We start from the raw sequence: 17,519 nt of genomic DNA on the forward strand, positions 1-17,519 counted from the left end.
AAGTAATTTTTTAATTTCGCTACTGATGAAACTTTTCATTAAAAGGCTGTTTTTTGTTGCTTAGGAACTACAAAATTCAGCCTTTTTTTATTAATTGTAAATTTTCATCGGGTAGAGTAAGACGAAACATGAGTCATCCCGAATTTTCTCTAAAAATAGTGAGTTTTAGATGATTTTTGAGTTTTTGTAATTTATTCTCGTCCTTACTTTTTGCCTTGATGCAAAAAGTAACAAAAAAATCAAGAATTCCTAAACTCGCTACCGCTCAAACAGTAGGAATTCGGTGTTCATCAATCATAAAAAAGCGGTCGAAACTAGTTTTTCGACCGCTTTTTTATGATTTTAAAATTCGGGATGACTCATGTTTGAGCAATCATTTTACTTGATTAAAAACTGCCTTGAAAGTTTATCATAAACACCCAAAAGCTGATTTGATTTACCATCCTTTTGGAAGATTGATTCCCAAGTATTCAGAGGCTCCCAAATACAAGTCCCTTTTCCTCTGCCGTTGGGTAAATTAAAAGCAATCGCATTGACATCTTCTTTCAACTGTGAATATTCTACCACGATAACGTCTTTGTTATACCGTTGGATAAGATTACTTAAATTATCTCTTAAATCATCCGTAGTACCATGCCATTTAGGATAATATGATTCGCCTATGACATCAAAATGTACTCCTCTTGCCAACATCCCATCAATAAAATTAACGGATTCGTGATTTTGACCACCTAAGGCTACATGAAGCATCATGACTACATTGGCATCAACAGCTTTCACTGCGGCTGTACCTGCATTTAGCAATTGAGCCAATTCGTCAGGATTTTGAACATTACCATCAGGCCATACGATACCGTGGTTAATTTCATTACCTATCTGTACCATATCGGGAACAGTCCCTTGGTCTTTCAACTCCTGCATTACTTGTTTGGTATAATCAAACAATGATTTTTTGATTTCTGTAAATTGTAAACTGTTCCAAGCAACAGGCTTATTTTGTTTACCTGGGTCTGCCCAGTAATCGCTATAATGGAAATCAAGTAAGAGTTTCAAACCAGCAGCTTTCACTCTTTTTGCCATTAGTTTAGTATGTTCTAAATCGCAAAAACCTTTGTTAGGAGAATACCCATTAGCATTGGCAGGATTATTAAAAATACGCAAACGGATATAATTAAAGCCATGTTCTTTCAAAATTTGGATAGCATCTTTTTCAACACCATTGTCAGAAAACTTTACATTTCTAGCTTCTAGTTCCGGCAAAAATGAAATATCAGCACCAATCATTTTATCAACCGAGCGATTTTTGGCTGCTTCACCTTTTAATTCGTAAGTTTTATCAATCGTAATTTTAGCTGCTTTTTCAGGAGCAACCGTTACAATATCAGTTGAACCTGTAAATAAACCTGTTGCTGTAGCTTCAAATTTAATCAAATCGGGCTTTGTACCTGCTTGTACAATCACTTGACATTTACCATTGAATAAAGCTCTTTGCCAAGCGCCATCAATACATTTGTCTGGTTCATGGCTACTTGGGTCACCATTGCCCACACCAATGATTTTAGCATCACCTTTTAACGAGAATCTTATCATATTATCAGCATCGGGTACTTCTCGTCCTTCTTTATCTACTACGCTGATATTAATAATGCTTACATCTTGACCATCGGCCAAAGTAGTGGTTTTATAGGGTGTAACTACTACTTCGGTGGGTCTGCCGGTGGTTTCTATTTTAGCGGTTAGTTGTTTACTATTTTTATAGGCTATCGCTTCTAATTTGCCTGGTGCATAGTTCACCGACCATTGAAGGTGACCATTTCTAGGCATATCTTTTTTGCCCAAGCTTTTTCCATTCAAAAACAATTCTACGTTATCAGCATTGCTATTCACCCAAACGTCAATCGGTTTGTCATTTTTGCCTAGCCAGTTCCAATGTGGTGAGATATGGAGAATGTCTTTGTCCGTCCACCAACTTTGATAATAGTAATAAATGTTTTTGGGGAAACCGCAAACGTCCATCACACCAAAATGAGAATTGACATTAGGCCAACGAAAAGGAGTAGGTTCACCACGATAATCAAAGCCTGTCCAGATAAAACCACCTAACCAAAAATCATTAGTAGCTGATAATTTCCACCATTCTTCTGCTTTACTTGCCCACCACGGAGCAGTAATATCTTGGTCAGGTAAATAACCTCTGATAGAATCTGTTTCATAAATTCCTCTGGTTGTTACCGTACTACCCATTTCAGTGCCAAGAATAGGTTGTGTTGGGTGGTCTTTATGATAATCAGCCACAGCAAACTGACGATAATTGAAGCCTCTTACTGGAATCACTTCGTTTACACCACGATAGACATTAGCTAAATCTGCGGCATACGTAGAGGTACGAGTAGGGTCTAGTTGTTTTTGCTTTTCAATAAGTGATAAGGCTATTCTTTTCCCAAATGTATTGGTCTGGATACCGCCTTCTTCGTTACCAATACTCCACATAAAAACGGAAGCATGATTTCGGTCGCGTTTTAAAAGTCGTTCAAACTGAGCCATGTATTCAGCTCCGCTATTTAGTAAGCGTTGCTCATCCATTACCAACATCCCTAAACTATCACAAGCTTCTAATAATTCTGGTGTAGGAGCATGATGACTAGTCCGATAAGCATTTGACCCCATATTTTTGAGCAAACTGATGCGGTAATATTGCAAATAGTCTGGCAATGCACTACCAATTCCTGCATGGTCTTGGTGATTGTTGGTACCCAATATTTTTACATATTTTCCATTCAGAAATACGCCATTATTTTTTACCTCAATAGTCCTTATGCCAAATTTAAAGCTTTGTTTATCAATGATTTGTCCGTTGGCTTTAAGTTCTACGACTACTCTATGTAAGTAAGGGTCTTCTAAAGTCCACAGATGTGGATTGGTAATAGTAAAGCTTTGCTTAGTTGTTTTTTCTTCAAGAGAAGGTTGAGATAAAGGTTGGTCGATAGACTTTCCTATCATTTTCCCAGACCTATCAATTAAATAAGAGGTCAACGTATAATTAGTAGGAGAGAAGTTTTCATTGCTTACATTAGTTTCTACATAAATGGTTGCTTTATTATCTTGTATCTTAGCATGAGCAAAAATGCCATCAGTATTGATATGTAAGTTTGAATATTTATTTAACCAAACGTGGCGATAGATACCTGCACCCTCATAAAACCACCCTTCATATTGTGAAGCATCAGCCCGCACAACAATCACATTTTCACGTTTGAAATTAATAAAATCAGTAATATCATAAGCGACTCCTAAATAACCACTTTTGTTATTACCTAAGTAAAAGCCATTTATCCAGATATTGGCATCTCTGAAAATACCATCAAACTGAATTTGAAAACGGCTACCAGAATCAGAAGGAGCTACTTTAAAGTGTTTTCTGTACCAACCCACACTTGTTTCTGGGAACAAACCACCGACAGGCTTAAATCCATGAGCTTCAACGTTCAAATCTTCCGATTTGGCAAAAGGTAATTCAACAGCCCAGTCGTGTGGAAGATTGATTTTTGCCCAAGTACTATCTTTAAAACGAGCTTCAATAGCAGAATTTTCGGCACTACCAGATTTTACAAAAACTTTGGTAATACCATAATTAAAGTCTTTTTCGGGGTTAGAGGTATGTCCTAAATGGAATTTCCAATCATTATCAAAATTGATTCTTTGCCTTGGGATAACCTGTGAAAATGATATAATAGAAAATAACAGGAGAAAACCTGTTAATAAAAAGCCTTTGTGATTTTGCATAATTATTAAAACAGTAAGAATAGTTAAAAAATTTCCTCTGTATTTACACAGAGGAAATTTAAATAAAAAAGCATCAATAGGTATTATAGTTACCTATCTCAATTGATTTTCAACCTAAAAAATCATTTTACTATTTATTAAGGTAAAAAAGCATCCATCGCAATAGTAGGTTTGCCCGAATTATCAAAAGCACCTAGCGTATAGCCAACCCAATTGTTATGAGCTTGAGGTTCCCAATAAAGTACACCTAATCCTTTTGAATTACTAATAGATTTTGTTTTAGTGATAATGTCACTTAGGAATAGTTTGCATTCCGAGGCACTATCCCAAGGCATACCTACTTCTACAATCATTACTTCTTTATTGTAGCGACTTATCATATCGTTCATGTTAGTCAAACATTGCTGATTAACTTTTGCCCAACCACCACTAGCAAAATCTGGAGCATAAGTAGGATACAGCGACATTCCGATGACATCATATTTGGCTCCATTGGCTTTTAATCCATCAAACATCCATCTGAAAAGTTGATTATCATAACCATTAGAAATATGAACGATAACCTTTGCATCCGGAAAAATAGCTTTTACGCCATCATAACCAGCGTTAATCATTTGGGCAAAACCACTCATATTGGTAGAGGCTCTTCCAGTTGGCCATAACATACCATCATTCGTTTCGTTCCCTACTTGCACCCACTCAGGTGTAATCCCATTTTTCTTTAGCTCAGTTAATACGTCGGTAGTATGTTTTCCAATGGCAGACTTTAGTCCTTCCAAATCTAAACTAGTCCAAGCGGCTGGTTTGGTTTGTTTGCCAGGGTCGGCCCAATTATCGCTATAATGAAAATCAATCATGATGCGTAATCCCAAGTTTTTAGCACGAATGGCCTTGGCAACAACATCCGCAGTATTGTTGTAGGCTGGCGAAGGATTTACCCAAACTCTGAGGCGAATAGAATTCATACCCAATGATTTCATCAGTGCCATACATTCCATCGCTTGCCCAGAAGTATTATAAAACTTTACACCAGCAGCCTCCATTTCTGTAACCCAACTTACATCAGCGCCTTTTGCAAAACCAGAGATTGGCGTCTCTTTCACTGGCTCAATCACTTCGTTATTGCTTGTATTGCTACACGACAACAACAAAAGAGAACAACAAAGAAAATTAATTAATTTATTCATGTTATTTTATTCAATGGTATAAGTATAATTCCCTGCTTTTAAGTCAAGTGTAATGGTGCGAGTTCCCGCTAAGCTCGCTGGAATAACGATATTGTCTCCATCGTATTCTAAACTTAAATCTGCACCAGTATCGCCCATATTGATTGCCCATGCACTGTTTGCTCTAAATTTCAATCCTCCAGCTTTTAGCACTGTAGTTACTTTCCAAACATTTTTGGTAGCATCGTAAGTCATTTTCACGTCGTCTGCCCAACCATTTGCAGCGGCATCACCAATGATTCCCCACGTAGTTTTAGTACCACTCCATGTATTACTATTCGTGTTTCCTTTCAACAGATAATAGCCATCTTCTGGCACAAACAAATTGCCACCACTACTGCTAAAAGTACCTGCTACATCACTACCTGTGGTAGTACTGCTTACCCACCCATAGTTTGTACCATTCCAATCGGGCTGACTTGTATATTTAAACTGATGCGTTCCGCCAACAATATTAACATAGCCTTCGTAAATACCGTTGGCATTTCTTGAAGAAATTCTTGGTGCTGATGCTGGATTCCAACCTTGAAAGTCGCCTGCTACCCAAAGCGACGGATAATTAATCACGACTAAATAGGGAGTAACTGAAACAGATAAAACGTTAGAATATATATCTGCTACAGCATCTGAAATATAAGATTTTACCCTTAGCTCTAACTGACCAACAGCATTAGGCTTTAGCCCCATGATGATGGATAACTGATTAAAATCGGCAGTAGTATATTTCAACTGCACCGTGTTGCCTAAGCTGATTTCTTTGGGTGCTGTAAAGTTAGTACCCGCTTTGGCAATTTGTAAGGTATAGCGGACAGCAGCCTGAAAGCCATAATTGGCACGATTCCATGTAAATGCCACGGCAGAATCGTTGGCTGTTGCTGGGGTAAGTACATAACTTGTTTTAGAAGAACTTAGCACTGGTGCTTCGCCCTTACTACTCATAACGGTTTTTATTTCATTGTTTTCACAAGAAAAAATACCAATACTTATGAGGCTTATTAATAGTATTCTGAATATATTTTTCATGATAGTCTCTATTTTCTTAAATCATTAATAACCTTGATTCTGTACCAGATTTGGGTTTGATGATAGGTCATTTGATGGTATCGGGAAAAGATTATATTTATCTTCTACAGCTCTTCCATTAGCTATTCCACCTTTCCAAGCCCATAAATAAGCACCAGTCGTGAATTTTTTGTACCTGATTAGGTCTGTTCTACGATGAGCCTCATAGTACAATTCTCGTCCTCTTTCATCCAAGATAAAGTTGAGCGTTAATTGACTAGCTGTAATATTGCCAGTGGTTTTTCCACCGTAAGCTCTAGTACGTAATTGGTTGATGTAAGTTAAAGCAGTTGCTACATCACCGCCTGTTCCGCCTCTTAATACGGCTTCTGCATAAATCAAGTTGATTTCGCCTAATCTAAACAATGGAAAGTCAATGTCTGTCCAGTTTCCAGCAGGGTCTGCATGAGGAGCTTTAGCACCTGTACGCGTTTTGTTACGATATTTATTCGACGAATAGCCATCAGTACCTTTGTATAGTTCCGCCATCAAACGATTTTGTCCTACGGTATAAAACTGTGCTCTTTGGTCTGTATTACCTGTTTCGTCAGGAAATAAATCCACAAAGTTTTGTGTATGACGAAGTCCACCCCAGTTACCACTCGTTCCAGAAATATCACCCGGTACGGCAGCAGGGCCGTGTGCTAAATAAGTAGTTCCGCCCCAGTTTTGCGTATTAGTAGCATCGTAGGCAATCATGAAAATATTTTCAGTTTTATTCAAATGATTGTCTGCCAAAGTCAATTCACGATAATTTGGATGTAATGAGAAGGACGCAGCTTTTATTTTATTACAATAAGTAATAGCCTCCGTGTATTTGGCTGTGCCTGCATATACTTCTGCATTCAAATACAAACGCGCTAATAATGCCCAAGCGGCAGATTTTTCAGCACGTGGGTATTCGTTTTGACCCGGATCAACTAAATCATTTTCAATGGCTTTTAATTCTGTTTCGATATAAGTAAACAAATCCTTCCGTTGAATCTGTTTTGGAAGAATAGCTCCTACGGCGTCGTTTTCTGTTACAAATGGAGGATTTCCAAACAAATCCATCAATGCCCAATACTGATAAGCACGAATAAATCTAGCTTCTGCTCTGTATTTTCTAATGTTTTCAGCATCTGTTCCTGTGATGCCTCTCTTGCTCAAATTAGCATCCGACGACTGGCGAATGAAATCATTACAAAGCGTGATTTGGAAGAAAGCACGGTAATAAATACCATTGATAATAGGATTGATAGCCGACCAGCTCATTTCCTTTAATCCTTTTACACCAGCATCATTTTGCCATGTCCACGAGGCTTCATCGGTTGTAAGTTCTTGCAAATTCCAATATAATCTAAGAAAATCCGAGTTTCCTTCGTCAGAAATAATCTGAGATGGAATATCAGGGCTTCCTGTTCCTCCAGTATTGCCCGTCAAAGCAAAGGCTGAATATACTTTTGCCAAAGCTTGTTTATACCCGAGTGGAGTTTTATAAACCGTTTCAGCAGTAATATCATTGGTGGGTAATAAATCTAACTTATCAGTACAAGCACTTATAATAGCAATAAGCAGGCTTGATATGGCTATTTTTAAATATTTTATTTTCATTTTTCTGTCGAATTTTATTAAAAGTCAAGATTCAAGCCTAAAGCAATGGTACGTGGACGAGGGTACAAACTATTGTCGATACCAGAAGCAACTTCAGGGTCTAAGCCTTTGTATTTAGTGATGACAAAGACATTCTGTACGCTGGCATTGATGCGTAAATTAGCAGTACTATTTTTCAAGAATTTACCTAAATCATAACTCAAATTGGCATTATCCATTCTTACAAACGAAGCATTCTGAATATAATAATCGCTCAATAATTGTTGACTATTGCCTTTGAACTGTGTATCTAAATAATTGCTTGAAGCATTATAAAGTACGCTATTACCTGTAATCTGACTCAATACGCCACTTTGACTAAAATTGTTATTATAAACATAATTATCAAATGAGGCACGCATTACAAAGCCCAGATTCCATTTTTTGTAATTAACAGAACTACTAAGTCCTAAGAATATTTTTGGAACAGCACTTTTACCTTTGTAAAGGTCATCTTGATTGATAATGCCATCACCGTTTTTGTCTACAAATACTCCTTCTACAGGCTTACCATTTTCGTCATATACCTGCTTGTATAAATTGAAAGTACTTTTGCTATAACCAACAGCATTGATAAAGGCAAACTGTCCGCCAATACCGCCTGCAATACCACCCGATGGGAAGCCAGGATAGTTTTTGTCTTGTGGTACTACCGTTAGGTTAGTGATGGTATTTTGGTTGTAAGTAGCATTGAAATCAAGGTTCCAAGTGAGGTTGTTTTTTCTAATGATTTGAGTGTTAATGCTAAACTCTACCCCTTTGTTTTCCATCGACCCTACATTGGCTACAATAAATGCTGTAAAGTTGGCGCCTGCTGGTTGTGGAATATTGTTGAGTAAGTCTTTCGTATTTTTTACATAAAAATCAACACTACCTTTTACTCGGTTATCGAATAAGCCGTAGTCTAAAGCGATGTTTTTAGAAGCTGTTTCTTCCCATTTACGGTTGCTATAGAAGCCACCTGGGCGATAACCCTGATAGAAAGTATCTCCAAACTGATAAGAAGCATTCGCAGAACTCAATGCAAAATATGAATAATAGTCATAATTCCCGATGCCATCTTGCTGACCAGTTATCCCGTAGCTAGTTCTTATTTTGAGGGCTGAAATTACTTTACTACTCGCTAAGAAAGTTTCATCCTTGATGTTCCAAGCCAATGCAATGGACGGGAAAAGTCCCCATCTGTTGGCAGGAGCGAAGCGAGAAGAGCCATCACGACGAAGCGTTGCCGTCAAGAAATAACGATCATTCAAAGAATAATTCGCACGACCGAAGAAAGAAATCAAGGTGTTTTCTGGTGTATCAAAAGGAAAAGCAGGGTCGGTATTTGGATATTTTACACCACGAGCATTATAACTAGCATAATTGTAGTTCGTCGTTTTATAATTATTGAATGAATATCCCGCCATGACATCAAACTTGCTTTTGATATCTTTCAATTCTTTGGCATAATTCAGATAAAACTCCAAAAGCGTATTTTGCTTTGTTTGTTTATACGTGTTGTTTGTTCCTCCTGCGCCATTGGCTACATAACCGATAGCTGCACTATCTGTAACATAAATTGTTCCTGCACCTTTTGATACATCATAGCCTAAATTTAAGTTAGCCCTCAATTCAGGCAAGAAGTGGAATTTATAATCTAACTGAATATTACCGATGCTTCTCTGTGGAGTACTTTCATCAAAACGCTGTTCTAATTGTCCCAAAGGGTTTCTGCCTGCTAAATTGACCAATCCTGTAGCACTGGTTCTGTCTAACCATTCAAAGTATCCTCCAAATCTTTGTGGATTCTCCGTGGCATATACAGGTTGAGTAGGGTCGAAACTAATCGCCGAGCCAATCGCACCAGTAGACGCAAATCTTGCCTTTTGCATACTTCCCTTAAGACTAATATCTACTTTCAGGTGGTTTTCAAAGAAAGTAGGATTTAAGGCTATCGATAAAGATGTTCTTTGCAACTTATCTGTTTTCAAAACCCCCGTTTGGTTCTGGAAACCCAAAGAAATACGATAAGGTAATTTTGCTATTTCACCGCCAAGGCTCAAGTTATTATCAGTCATAAAGGCTGTTTGGTAAATAGCATCTTGCCAATTGGTATTTGCCTTGCCAAGCATCGCTTTTTGTGCAGCCGTTCCTTTTTCATTTACAATCGCACGAAATTGGTCGGCACTCAATACACTTACTTGTTTAGTAATATTTGAAGTTGAGTTTACCGAAGAGAAATTTACTCGTAAAGCACCACTTTTCCCTTTTTTGGTGGTAATGATGATTACCCCGTTTGATGCCCTAGTACCATAAATAGCCGATGCCGAAGCGTCTTTCAAAACGGTGAATGTTTCAATATCATTTGGGTTGATAAAGCTAAGGGGGTTAGATGCCCCAGCGATGCCACCTTCTCCTTCCAAAGGAACGCCATCAATAACAATCAAAGGATTGTTACTGGCACTCAATGACGAGCCACCACGGATTCTGATGGTACTTCCAGCCCCTGGCTGACCGCTATTTGAAATGATAGACACCCCAGGAACTTTACCCGAAATCAATTGTTCTGGTGTAGTGATTGCTCCTGTTTGGAAATCTTTGGAGGTTATGGTGGTAACAGCTCCCGTTAAATCCTTTTTCCTTGACGTTCCATAACCAACTACTACCACTTCGTCTAAAGCTGTAGTAGCAGCAACTAGCACAATATTCATCACCGTAGCAGGACCAACAGGCGATTCTAGTTTGGTAAAACCAACGGAATTAAAAATCAAGATATCTCCAACAGATGCCATTATTTTAAACTCCCCCTTGCCGTCTGTAATGGCTGCTGTCTTTTTATTCTTAACAGTTATCGTTACACCAGGTAAGGCCGATTCGGATGACTCTACTACTCGCCCTGTTATCATTCTATCTTGTGCAGAGGCATTAATACTGGTTAGAATACTAAGGATAGCCAAGACATAGTACAATAATTTTTTTCTCATCTTAATTTTTGATATAAATAAAATACTATTAATTATTTTAAAAGTCAAAATTAGAGAGGATATTATGTATAGTTTTATCTCAGCAATCATAATTTTGGTGCTATTGTTCTAAATTTGTAGAATTAGAGGCTCTACATAAAAAATGATTTATTTTAGATTAAATATTATATAATTAAGACACAGTATTAATGCATCAATTCATTCAGCGTAACGTTATTTTATCATTGACTTACCTATTCATTTTTTGGAGTTTAGGCTTTTTGACTTATGCCCAAATTCCAAGTTTAAAATTTAAACATATTACCAATGAACAAGGATTATCGAATAGTACTATCGAAAGTATTTATCAAGATAGTCGTGGCTTTATGTGGTTTGGGACAAGAGATGGCTTGAATAGATATGATGGCAATCAAATCGTAGTTTTTAAGAATAATCCAAATGATGAAAAAAGCATAAGCGATAATTATATCACATACATTCATGAAGACAAAAACAAGACTTTATGGGTAGGTACAATTAACGGATTGAACCGTTTTGATGAACGAAAAAATACCTTCACCAGATTTAAACACAACCCTCAGAAACCAAGAAGCATTACTGATAATTATATCACGTGCATCAAAAATGATAGTAAAGGAAGGTTGTGGATTTGCACGCGCGGGGGAATAAATCTTTTACAATCTTCTGATGGAAACTTTATTGCGTACCGCAAAAAGCAAAATGTTGATATTTCCCTTACTGATAACCATATCAATTGCTTGTTTGAAGATAGTAGTCATAACCTTTGGGTGGGAACAGAAAGTGGCATTCAACTTTTTGATACGCACAATGGCACTTTCCAAAAGATAGATGCTTTTGCAAATCTCAGTTTTTCTTTAAAAGGATATGCCGTCAATTGTATTAATGAAGACAAACAAGGTAATCTTTTGATAGGAACCAACGGAAATGGCTTGATTATTTATAATCATCAACTGGGTACAATCAAACAATACAGTCATCAGGAAACTCAAGCGAAATCACTTGCTAATAATTTAGTTAAAGCAATTCTGATAGATGATAAGAAAAATATTTGGGTGGGTTGTATTAATGGAGGTTTAAATCTTTTTGATCCAGTTTCTGGTAGTTTCTTAAATTACCAATATCGCCCAGAAGACCCTAATAGTCTTTCGCAACGAACAGTTTCTGCCCTTTTTGAAGATAACCAAGGTAATCTTTGGGTAGGTACGCACCGTGGGGGGATTAATTTATACATGCCCAAAACAGAAAAATTTACTTTATTTAGGCAAGAGTCTAATATTAATAGCTTGAGTTATAATGATGTCAAAGCTTTTTGTGAAGACCGTTTCGGTAATATCTGGATTGGGACAGATGGTGGGGGCTTGAATTTATTTAATCGAAAAGATAAATCGTTCAAACATTTCAAATACAGTCCATTCCATAAAAATACCATTGGCTCTAATGAAGTATTAGGTATTAATGAAGATACAAAGGGGAACTTATGGGTAGCAACTTGGGGTGGGGGACTAAGCTTATATAATCGTGCAACGAACACTTTTAGCCGTTTTTTAAATAATCCAGCCAATAAAAATAGTGTTAGCTCAAACTACATTCAGACAATATTTGAAGATAGTAAACAAAACTTATGGATTGCTACTTATTATGGAGGCTTAAACCTTTTTGACCATAAAACAGGCAAATTTACTAGGGTTATCTACGGAAAAAATAACCAATCACAATTACAAGGAAATAATATCATTTCCATCAACGAAGATAAGAAAGGTAATATCTGGATTGGAACTGATGATGCGGGCTTGAATTGTTTGAATACTGCCACGCAGACTTTTACACATTATTTTAATAATGATAGTAAAAAACCAGATTTGAGGGTCATTTTCACCGATAAAAAAGGGAGAGTTTGGGTAGGGCAAATGGGTCTTTACCTTTTCAACGAAAAGCAGAACACGTTCTCTATTTTTACATCAAAGGCAAACCTTGATACAGAATTTATCAAGGGAATCGTAGAAGATGATGAAGGCAATTTGTGGATTGCTACTTCAAACGGGATTACTCAGCTCAATCCACAAACAATGAGCATAAAAAAATATAATACTGCCGACGGATTACAAGGACTGGAATTTGAAGCAAATGCCTCTTTGATGACCAAAGATGGACAAGTGTTTTTTGGCGGAGTGAATGGCTTCAATACATTTTATCCGCATAAGATTACCACGAATACTTTTACACCGCCTGTTTATATTACTGATTTTCAGCTATTCAATAAAAAAGTAGATATCGACGAAGATTCTCCTTTGGAACAAGACATTAGTTTTGCTCAATCAATAGACCTTAGTTATAAACAATCAACTTTTTCTTTTGGTTTTGCAGCCCTCAATTATACCGCCTCTGAAAACAATCAATATGCTTATAAATTAGAAAATTGGGATAAGGATTGGATTTATGTAAATAATGAGAAAAAAGCCTCTTATACGAATGTTAGTCCCGGAGATTATACTTTCCATATTAAAGCAACCAATAATGATGGCGTTTGGAATGAGAAAGGTTATACTATTGAGGTAAATATTACGCCACCTTTTTGGGCTACATGGTGGTTTAAAACCTTAGTAGCTTTGTCTATTTTAAGTGGCATAGCGGCCTTTTATAATTTTAAAAGAACGCTTGAAATTCAACAATTAGAAGAACAGAAAAAGGAGGAAATCCACCAAGAACAACTACAGTTTTTTACCAATATTTCTCATGAATTTCGCACGCCATTATCGTTGATATTAGGGCCTCTTGAAAAGCTAAAAAGAGAGTTTCCAACTTCGCCAGCTCATCCATATTATGATTTAATGTACCGAAATGCCAATCGGTTAATTAGCCTTATCAACGAGTTAATGGATTTTAGAAAAGTAGAATCAGGCGTATTGAAATTGAATGTCATGGAAGGAAATATAAATACTTTTCTAAAAGAGATTTCAGAAGAATTTAGTGATTTGGCAAGCGAAAAGAAAATTACTTTTGAAGTTTTTCAAAATAATCAGTTGGATGAAACATGGTTCGACCGCCAGATTCTGGAAAAAATTATTATTAACCTGCTTAGTAATGCCTTTAAATACATTGCTAATGGTAAACACATCACCTTAGAAGTAATGGAATCGCTCGAAAAATATCAACCTAAATATGCCAATGAACTATTAATACCGCACGAATACAAAGGTTCGAGCTACCTGTACATCAGGGTTTCAGATGATGGCATAGGTATTTCTAAAGAATCAATCCCTAATTTATTTGAACGATATTATAAAACTACTGAGGCTCATCTGGGTTCAGGTATTGGTTTGGCCTTTGTGAAAAGCCTTACCAAACTTCATAAAGGGAGCATTTGGGTATATAGCGAAAAAGAAAAAGGTACTGAAATTATTATTGGAATACCGTGTAAAAGAGAGGATTATGCTGAAAATGAACGATGGATAAAAAACAAAGATATTTTGATTAAGTTGGAAAGCATCTCTTCAAAATATGAAGTAGATATTCCCATCAACGAAGAAGTTGCCGAAAAAAAATCCTTAAAATCTACACAATCATTAGCCAAGCCTACCATTTTGGTAGTAGATGATAATGATGAATTAAGGACATTTTTAAAAGATGCCCTTCACAAAAACTACCATATTTTAGAGGCTATTAACGGACAACAGGGATATGAAAAAGCAAAAGAATGTTTCCCAGATTTGATTATTAGCGATGTAATGATGCCCGTAATGAATGGGAATATATTTTGTAAGAAAGTGAAAGACGATGACGAGATTAGCCATATTCCATTTTTGATGCTTACGGCCAAAGATGCAACTGAATCAAAAATAGAAGGGGTGGAGTCTGGAGCAGATTTTTATTTTTCAAAGCCATTGAGCATAGAGCTACTAGAACTGACTATTAAAAATATCTTTATCCAAAAACAAAAATTAAAAGAAAAATATGGTAATGACCAACTTACGGAGATTGTAGAGTTGGCACATTCTCAAAAAGATAAAGCTTTTCTGACAGAATTGATTCAAATGATTGAAGCACACCTAAGCAACCCAGAAATGAATATAGACTATATCTGTGCAGAAATGGGCATGAGTCGTACAAAACTGTATACTAAAGTAAAAGAGCTAACAGGGCAAGCGATAGGTGATTTTATCAGAAGTATTAGATTAAAAAAAGCGGTGCAGTTAATGACCCAACAAAATATGCCTATTGCTGAAGTAATGTATAATGTAGGGATTCAAACACAATCGTATTTTACCAAAGCCTTTAAAAATGAATTTGGAAAAACGCCCATGCAGTTTTTGAAAGACTTGAAGAAATGATTAAACAACATGAGCCATCTTGAAAATTCAGGATGACTCATGTTTACTACGCTTTTCTAACAAATTCCGACTTTAAAGCCATTGCACCAAAGCCATCAATTTTACAATCAATATTATGGTCGCCATCAGTAAGACGAATATTTTTTACTTTAGTCCCTGCTTTAATGGCTTTAGGAGCGCCCTTGACAGGTAAATCTTTAATGACAACAACGGTATCGCCGTCTTTAAGCTCATTACCATTTGAATCTAGTATTTTTGAACCTGCATCTTCGGTTTCTACTTCATCAGGATTCCATTCATAGAAGCATTCAGGACACACTAATAGCGAATCACTTGGATAAGTGTACTCACAATTACATTTTGGGCAAGGTGAAAATTCAGACATGAAATTAATTTAATAATGATGATTTTATCAGTTAGCTAATTTAATAAGCTACAAAAGTAAGCATATTTCATTAATAAGTTTGTAAACGCTGAATCATAAATAGCTATGACAAAATTTCTTATTACTTTAAAGATATAATAGCATTAACCCTATAAAAACCCCAATAAAATGCTGAAGATGTTTTATATTTCGCTTTGAATAAATATGTGAAAAGAATTCAAAGTAATATTTTACTGATAAAGTCCTCTCAAAGTATCAAACAAAAAATAATGATAAAAAACAAACCACATTTTGAAGTATTAGATGGACTGAGAGGAATAGCGGCTTTATGTGTTGTGGTATTTCATTTTGCTGAATGTGTGTATGCCGATTATAGTAAAAACTTTATTGGACATGGTCATTTAGCCGTTGATTTTTTCTTTTGCCTTTCAGGATTTGTAATAGCCTATGCCTACGACGATAGAATTGAACAGATGGGAAAGTTAGCTTTTTTCAAAGCTCGATTGATTCGATTACACCCTTTGGTAGTAATAGGAACGTTATTAGGAGTAATAGGTTTTCTTTGTAGTCCGTGGACAAACGCTGTTGATAATTATACTTTTGGAAAGATATTTTTGTTAGCGATAGGGTCTATTTTTGTAATACCACTTCCATTAATGGAAGACCGTTTCTTTAACTTATTTGGTTTTAATGCTCCTGCTTGGTCATTGTTCTGGGAATATGTTGCCAATATTTTGTACGCCTTTCTATTGCATAAACTTAGTCGTCGTTTATTGAGTGTGCTAGTAATTTTAGCGGCTGTAGTACTTGGTGTGGTAAGTTACCGTGCTGGAAATTTAGTGGGAGGATGGAGTAAAAACAATTTTTGGGACGGAGGAGCACGCTTGGCATATTCCTTTTTAGCAGGATTATTAATTAATAGAAGTCGATGGATTATTGAGAATAAACTTGGATTTATAGGTTTAATTCCGATGTTGGTAGTTGCTTTTATGATACCCGTCTTTGCTAATAATTGGCTAGTTGAACTTTTAGTGGTAGTATTTTACTTTCCATTGCTTATTGCTTTAGGAGCAGGCACTAAATTATCTTCCATAACACAAAAGATTTGTCAGTTTTCAGGAGAACTTTCGTATCCACTCTACATGACTCATTATGCATTTATTTGGATTTTTGCTAGTTATTTGTCTCATTTTAAGCCAGATATAACTCAAATTGCTTGGGTAATTGTGGGAGGCACTTGCTTTTTAGTACTTTGGGCAACAGGCATTATGGTATTTATTGATAAACCTATCAGAAAGTATTTAGCATCTAAAAAGTGAATGGGATTTCATTGTCAAAACTTTCCAAATCCACTACAAGGTTGTTTTCTTCAATGAAATATTTAGTGATTTCTTCGCCTTTATTAATATAATAACAAACGCGAGTAATACCCTCTAACATAAAGCCTACGTGTCGAAAAATTTTACCTGCTTCTGAAAAATATTCGTCTTTATGAAGCACTATTTCCTTCGCTTTGGTAGCAATGAAGTCAATTTGCTGTTGGTTCAAATTTCCAAATCGCAATAAATATTGTATCAATTCTTTCATGATAGGAGGTTAGTCAAAGTTCTCTTCTTGGGATTTGTCATTTGGCAAAAAATGTGTGTAAATATCAACTCATGGCATGACTATAAGATAATTTGAATCTAAACAAAACACTCCTCAGTCATGCCATGAGTATGCTCGACGGGTTTAAAGCCGACGCTTAAGAAAAATAACTCCTTTCCATTCTGACAAAAACCCTTCCAAAATGGAAGGGTTTTTTATCGCTCAAAAATCACTAAAAATTATATCTTATTGATTATCAATAAGTAACAGCCTTCTTCTCTTTTTTGGCTCATATTTTGGCATTAGGTTATCAAATAAACAACTAATACCATGATGACTTTCATTCTTTTACTCGCAGGGCTTTTATGCTTCGCATTCTTTTTAAAAGCGATAGATTTTTTTGAAAACATTTAACCTTAAACGAATCTAAAAAATTCTTATAGAATCATGATGACAGCCCTCTTTGCACTATCCATCGCCGTATTTGGCTATTTGTGTTATGTTTTATTAAAACCAGAAAAATTCTAAG

At 36.1% G+C, this 17,519-nt stretch carries 10 protein-coding genes; 3 read left to right on the forward strand and 7 right to left on the reverse strand.

Annotated elements, in window-relative coordinates; translation table 11 throughout:
• Positions 1-378: 378 nt before the first annotated feature.
• From galA to VB264_RS17950, 5 genes are all read right to left on the reverse strand, one after another.
• On the reverse strand, positions 379-3,783 hold the full coding sequence (gene galA / locus VB264_RS17930; RefSeq protein WP_323251514.1) for a beta-galactosidase GalA: 3,405 nt from the start codon (positions 3,781-3,783) through the stop codon (positions 379-381).
• Between the two features lie 137 nt (positions 3,784-3,920).
• Positions 3,921-4,970, reverse strand: coding sequence for a glycoside hydrolase family 53 protein (locus VB264_RS17935; RefSeq protein WP_323251517.1), 1,050 nt, complete (start codon positions 4,968-4,970; stop codon positions 3,921-3,923).
• Between the two features lie 6 nt (positions 4,971-4,976).
• Entirely contained in the window at positions 4,977-6,032 is a 1,056-nt protein-coding gene (locus tag VB264_RS17940; protein ID WP_323251519.1) for a SusE domain-containing protein, read from the reverse strand.
• A gap of 24 nt (positions 6,033-6,056) precedes the next feature.
• Positions 6,057-7,664 (reverse strand): RagB/SusD family nutrient uptake outer membrane protein, encoded by a 1,608-nt coding sequence (locus VB264_RS17945; RefSeq protein ID WP_323251521.1) that lies wholly within the window; start codon positions 7,662-7,664, stop codon positions 6,057-6,059.
• Between the two features lie 17 nt (positions 7,665-7,681).
• Positions 7,682-10,669, reverse strand: a complete 2,988-nt coding sequence (locus VB264_RS17950) for a SusC/RagA family TonB-linked outer membrane protein (protein WP_323251523.1) — start codon at positions 10,667-10,669, stop codon at positions 7,682-7,684.
• Between the two features lie 188 nt (positions 10,670-10,857).
• On the opposite strand from VB264_RS17950, the gene VB264_RS17955 reads away from it, so the two are divergent.
• On the forward strand, positions 10,858-15,018 hold the full coding sequence (locus tag VB264_RS17955) for a hybrid sensor histidine kinase/response regulator transcription factor (protein WP_323251525.1): 4,161 nt from the start codon (positions 10,858-10,860) through the stop codon (positions 15,016-15,018).
• 46 nt (positions 15,019-15,064) lie between these two features.
• On the opposite strand, the gene VB264_RS17960 is transcribed toward VB264_RS17955, so the two are convergent.
• Positions 15,065-15,403, reverse strand: a complete 339-nt coding sequence (locus tag VB264_RS17960; protein WP_309918094.1) for a zinc ribbon domain-containing protein YjdM — start codon at positions 15,401-15,403, stop codon at positions 15,065-15,067.
• A 269-nt stretch (positions 15,404-15,672) separates the two neighbouring features.
• Here VB264_RS17960 and VB264_RS17965 point away from each other — a divergent pair, with 269 nt between their 5' ends.
• Positions 15,673-16,722 carry an acyltransferase family protein gene (locus VB264_RS17965; protein ID WP_323251528.1) on the forward strand — a complete coding sequence of 350 codons (1,050 nt, stop codon included), beginning with the start codon at positions 15,673-15,675 and terminating at the stop codon, positions 16,720-16,722.
• On the opposite strand, the gene VB264_RS17970 is transcribed toward VB264_RS17965, so the two are convergent.
• Complete coding sequence (locus VB264_RS17970) at positions 16,712-16,990, reverse strand: cyclic nucleotide-binding domain-containing protein (RefSeq protein ID WP_323251530.1); 279 nt, start codon at positions 16,988-16,990, stop codon at positions 16,712-16,714. The two genes, VB264_RS17965 and VB264_RS17970, sit on opposite strands and share 11 nt — an antisense overlap.
• Before the next feature lie 450 nt (positions 16,991-17,440).
• On the opposite strand from VB264_RS17970, the gene kdpF reads away from it, so the two are divergent.
• Positions 17,441-17,518: a K(+)-transporting ATPase subunit F gene (gene kdpF, locus VB264_RS25135; RefSeq protein ID WP_407652867.1), complete on the forward strand. Its 78-nt coding sequence runs from the start codon at positions 17,441-17,443 to the stop codon at positions 17,516-17,518.
• The last annotated feature ends 1 nt before the right edge of the window (position 17,519 follow it).

Source organism: Arcicella aquatica (genome assembly GCF_034928825.1).
GTDB classification, from domain to species: domain Bacteria; phylum Bacteroidota; class Bacteroidia; order Cytophagales; family Spirosomataceae; genus Arcicella; species Arcicella aquatica.

Coding starts and splice junctions, on each gene's coding strand:
- galA (WP_323251514.1), bottom strand. CDS start 3,783: ATGCAAAATCACAAAGGCTTTTTATTAACAGGTTTTCTCCTGTTATTT.
- VB264_RS17935 (WP_323251517.1), bottom strand. CDS start 4,970: ATGAATAAATTAATTAATTTTCTTTGTTGTTCTCTTTTGTTGTTGTCG.
- VB264_RS17940 (WP_323251519.1), bottom strand. CDS start 6,032: ATGAAAAATATATTCAGAATACTATTAATAAGCCTCATAAGTATTGGT.
- VB264_RS17945 (WP_323251521.1), bottom strand. CDS start 7,664: ATGAAAATAAAATATTTAAAAATAGCCATATCAAGCCTGCTTATTGCT.
- VB264_RS17950 (WP_323251523.1), bottom strand. CDS start 10,669: ATGAGAAAAAAATTATTGTACTATGTCTTGGCTATCCTTAGTATTCTA.
- VB264_RS17955 (WP_323251525.1), top strand. CDS start 10,858: ATGCATCAATTCATTCAGCGTAACGTTATTTTATCATTGACTTACCTA.
- VB264_RS17960 (WP_309918094.1), bottom strand. CDS start 15,403: ATGTCTGAATTTTCACCTTGCCCAAAATGTAATTGTGAGTACACTTAT.
- VB264_RS17965 (WP_323251528.1), top strand. CDS start 15,673: ATGATAAAAAACAAACCACATTTTGAAGTATTAGATGGACTGAGAGGA.
- VB264_RS17970 (WP_323251530.1), bottom strand. CDS start 16,990: ATGAAAGAATTGATACAATATTTATTGCGATTTGGAAATTTGAACCAA.
- kdpF (WP_407652867.1), top strand. CDS start 17,441: ATGACAGCCCTCTTTGCACTATCCATCGCCGTATTTGGCTATTTGTGT.